This window comes from Tardiphaga sp. (assembly GCF_025356345.1).
GTDB lineage: Bacteria > Pseudomonadota > Alphaproteobacteria > Rhizobiales > Xanthobacteraceae > Tardiphaga.
Map to the genome: position 1 here is coordinate 1 of NZ_JANXTC010000098.1, position 3,115 is coordinate 3,115.

Genomic DNA, 3,115 nt, shown 5'->3' on the forward strand with positions numbered 1-3,115 from the left:
TGTTCGCGCCGGCGCTGGGCAAAGTCGCCGGAGGCATTCATGGCGGTTCGATGATCAAGGATCTTCTGCCAGAGTTCGGCGATGCCGGTGCCGGCCAGCGCCGAATAGGTCAGTACCGGCGGATACCAGTGCTCCGAGCGCGGCGTCAGGATATGCAGCGCCCCGCGGTACTGGCCGGCCGCGAGATTGGCGCGGGCGATGTTGTCGCCGTCCGCCTTGTTGACCGCGATCATGTCCGCGAGTTCGACCAGTCCCTTCTTGATTCCCTGCAACTCGTCGCCGGCGCCGGGCAGCATCAGCGCGAGGAAGAAGTCGGTCATGTCGCAGACCGCGGTTTCCGACTGCCCGATGCCGACCGTCTCCACCAGCACCACGTCGAAGCCGGCGGCCTCGCACAGCAGCATCGCCTCGCGGGTTTTCGCCGCCACGCCGCCGAGTGTGCCCGACGCCGGCGACGGCCGGATGAACGCATTGTCTTCGGCCGACAGCAGCGCCATCCGTGTCTTGTCGCCGAGGATCGAGCCACCGGTGCGCGCTGACGACGGATCCACCGCCAGCACCGCGACTTTGTGGCCCTGTCTCAGCAGATACATGCCGAGCACGTCGATGGTGGTCGATTTGCCGACACCCGGCGAACCGGTGATGCCGACGCGAATGGCGCGGCCGGTGTCCGGCAGCAGCATTTGCACCAGTTCGCGCGCGCGGGCCTGATGGTCGGCACGACGACTTTCGATCAGCGTGATCGCCCGCGCCAGCGCGGCGCGATTACCGGCGCGGACGGAAGCGGCAAGGGCGGAAATATCGAGGGGAGCGCGTGGCTTCGCTAGCGGCTTCGGTGTTGAAGACGGAGTCATTGGCCGCCTTCGCGAATGCGCTGTTCGACAAAGGCTTTCAGCAGGGGGATGTCATTCGGAATGATTTTCCAAACCTTGTCGGCGTTGGTCGAATGATAGGCGTGACGCGAGAGATTGGCGAAATTGTTCATCTCGCGCCAGTTGATGTGCGGCGCCGATTGTTTGACGTTGTCGGATAATTTAACGGCGGCTTCGCAGGCCATTCCGAGCAAGCGCTCGGTCGCGAGATAGCGCATGTCATCGGACACGAATTCGTCGAAGCTGCGACCTTCGGTAAACATCCCGCTCTTGGTCGAGGATCTGAGAATATCCTGAAACTGGTCTTCCATAGAGGGAGGCATTCAGAATACCTCGATCAGATCGTCAGCCATTCGTTCCCTGATGCGGGGTGTCAACTCCGTCGGATACATCAGATGCGGCCAGATGCCGACCGAGTCCTCAATCATGTTCATGACGTTGGACCAATCGAACTGTCGCGTGCTGTCGGGGCGGTCAAACGTCTCGATCAGGAGGTCGAGATCACTGTCCGGTCGCGCGTCGCCACGCGCCCAGGACCCGAATACCGCGAGCCGCGTTGCTCCTTCCGCCTTGATGGCAGGCGCAAGCTCGCGCAGCTTCGTGAGGATCGTGTCCAGCGTGATATTGGCAACCTCGGTCATGGCTATATCGTACCATACTGCCGGATGGTGTCCTACTCCGCCGCCTCGCTATGCCCCAGCCTGGCATTGAGCTTGTGGATCAGCTCTTCCGCCGCGTCTGCGATCACGGTGCCGGGCGGGAAGATTGCCTCCGCGCCAGCCTTGTAGAGTTCGGCATAATCCCGCGGCGGCACCACGCCGCCGATGATGATCATGATGTCGTCGCGACCCAGTTTCTTCAGCGCCGCCTTCAACTCCGGCACCGCGGAAAGGTGCGCGGCGGCCAGCGAGGACAGGCCCAGAATGTGGACGTCGTTCTCCACCGCCTGACGCGCGGCTTCGTCGGCGGTAGCGAAGAGTGGTCCGATGTCGACGTCGAAGCCGACATCGGCGAAGGCCGAGGCGATCACCTTCTGGCCGCGGTCGTGGCCGTCCTGGCCGATCTTGGCGACCAGAATGCGCGGGCGGCGGCCCTCGGCGTCTTCGAAGGCGTCGATCAGTGCCTGTACCTGCGCAACCCGATTGGACATGGTGGCAGCCTCCCGCTTGTAGACGCCGGTGATGGATTTGATTTCCGCCCGATGCCGGCCATAGACCTTCTCCAGCGCGTCGGAGATTTCTCCGACGGTGGATTTTGCCCGCGCGGCGTCGATCGCCAGCGCCAGCAGGTTGCCATTGCCCTCGCTGGCCGCGCGCGTCAGCGCATGTAGCGCCGCATCGACATCGGCCTGGCTGCGTTCCTTCTTCAGTCGCGCCAGCTTGTCGATCTGCATCCGCCGCACGATGGAGTTCTCCACCTTCAGCACGTCGAGCGGCGCCTCATCCACCGGCTTATACTTGTTGACGCCGATCACCGCCTGGCGGCCGGCATCGATCCGCGCTTGTGTCTTGGCAGAGGCTTCCTCGATCCGCAGCTTCGGCACGCCGGCCTCGATCGCCTTGGCCATGCCGCCCAGCGCCTCGACTTCCTGGATGTGGCCCCACGCCTTGGCGGCGAGCTCCTGCGTCAGCCGCTCGACGTAATAGGAGCCACCCCAGGGATCGATGATGCGGTTGGTGCCGCTCTCCTGCTGCAGGAACAATTGCGTGTTGCGGGCGATCCGCGCCGAGAAATCGGTCGGCAGCGCCAGCGCCTCGTCGAGCGCATTGGTGTGCAGCGACTGGGTATGGCCCTGGGTCGCGGCCATCGCCTCGATCGTGGTGCGCATCACGTTGTTGTAGACATCCTGCGCGGTCAGCGACCAGCCTGAAGTCTGACAATGCGTGCGCAGGCTCAGCGACTTTGGATTTTTCGGATTGAACTGAGTCAGCAGTTTTGCCCACAAAAGCCGCGCTGCGCGCATCTTGGCGACTTCCATGAAGAAGTTCATGCCGATAGCCCAGAAGAATGACAGCCGCGGCGCGAAGTGATCGACGTCGATGCCGGCGGCCAGGCCAGCGCGCAGATATTCGACGCCGTCGGCCAGTGTGTAAGCGAGCTCCAGATCCTGCGTCGCGCCGGCTTCCTGCATGTGATAGCCGGAAATCGAGATCGAATTATACTTCGGCATCTTTTGCGATGTGTACGCAAAAATATCCGAGATGATCCGCATCGAGGGCGTCGGCGGATAGATGTAGGTGTTG

General features: G+C 62.9%; 4 protein-coding genes. All 4 read right to left on the reverse strand.

Going from position 1 to position 3,115, the window contains the following annotated elements; genetic code table 11:
• Positions 1–854, reverse strand: an 854-nt coding sequence (gene meaB / locus Q0S16_RS05365) for a methylmalonyl Co-A mutase-associated GTPase MeaB (RefSeq protein WP_295845890.1), incomplete at its 3' end; no start/stop codon positions are given.
• On the reverse strand, positions 851–1,195 hold the full coding sequence (locus Q0S16_RS05370; protein ID WP_295845891.1) for a DUF86 domain-containing protein: 345 nt from the start codon (positions 1,193–1,195) through the stop codon (positions 851–853). The genes Q0S16_RS05370 and meaB, both read right to left, overlap by 4 nt.
• Positions 1,196–1,513: a nucleotidyltransferase domain-containing protein gene (locus Q0S16_RS05375; RefSeq protein ID WP_295845892.1), complete on the reverse strand. Its 318-nt coding sequence runs from the start codon at positions 1,511–1,513 to the stop codon at positions 1,196–1,198.
• A gap of 32 nt (positions 1,514–1,545) precedes the next feature.
• Positions 1,546–3,115: methylmalonyl-CoA mutase (gene scpA, locus Q0S16_RS05380; RefSeq protein ID WP_295845893.1), on the reverse strand; the 1,570-nt coding region annotated here is incomplete at its 5' end.

What these genes read in the sequence shown, in the direction of transcription:
- Q0S16_RS05370 (WP_295845891.1), bottom strand. Translation starts at nt 1,195, where the DNA reads ATGCCTCCCTCTATGGAAGACCAGTTTCAGGATATTCTCAGATCCTCG.
- Q0S16_RS05375 (WP_295845892.1), bottom strand. Translation starts at nt 1,513, where the DNA reads ATGACCGAGGTTGCCAATATCACGCTGGACACGATCCTCACGAAGCTG.